The sequence below is a fragment of the Streptomyces sp. P9(2023) genome (genome assembly GCF_032436795.1).
Lineage (GTDB): Bacteria > Actinomycetota > Actinomycetes > Streptomycetales > Streptomycetaceae > Streptomyces.
This window is the reverse complement of record NZ_JAUPWM010000111.1, coordinates 1-731: the sequence shown is the minus strand read 5'-3', so window position 1 is coordinate 731 and position 731 is coordinate 1. Positions and strand designations below refer to the sequence as shown.

1 pseudogene is annotated in these 731 nt (G+C 58.3%); it reads left to right on the top strand.

Going from position 1 to position 731, the window contains the following annotated elements:
• Positions 1-346: 346 nt before the first annotated feature.
• Positions 347-731 (top strand): annotated as a pseudogene (locus Q5762_RS36875) (IS21 family transposase); the annotation flags it as partial.

The window sequence follows — 731 nt, the reverse complement described above, 5'->3', positions numbered from 1 at the left end:
AGCAAATCGACCCGAACAAGTAGGCTTGTGACACAAGGAGAGGACACCATGGAAGCTCACTATCTGGAAAACTGGCTGCGCGATGCCCATGCCATTGCGTATTCCGCCCTATCGTGACCGCCCATTCCGTTTGAACGTGACCGTCTGTTCTGGATGATGGTGACCGCGCATTCCGTTTTATCGTGACCGATTTTGGGCAATTTTCCGGAATCGCCGGTCACGTTGCCGGAATCATCGGTCACGTTCCCCCGGAATCACATCCAACACGCTGGAATTCTTTAACTTTATTCGGCATACCCTTCTTTTTCATCACGAGGAAGTGCGGATGACGGCTGCGAGGATTTCCATGCGACAGATCATCGAGGTCTTGCGCCTCAAGCACGAAGTAGGCCTGAGCCACGACCGCATTGCCCGCGCCTGTGGTCTCTCCAAAGGCGTGGTCGGCAAGTACGTCAGCCAGGCCCAGGCGAAGGGCATCACTTGGCCGTTGCCCGAGGATGCTGATGAGGCCTGGCTGGAAGTACGGCTGTTCCCCGTCAAGGCACCGCCCTCACGCTTTGCCGAGCCGGATTACTTCCAGGTCCACCAGGAACTCAAGACCAAGGGCGTTACCTTGCAATTGCTCTGGGCCGAGTACACGGAACGCCACGGCGACAAGGCCTACCGCTACAGCCAATTCTGCCACCACTCCCGGCTCTGGCGGGGGCGGCAACGGCGCAGCATGCGCCAGG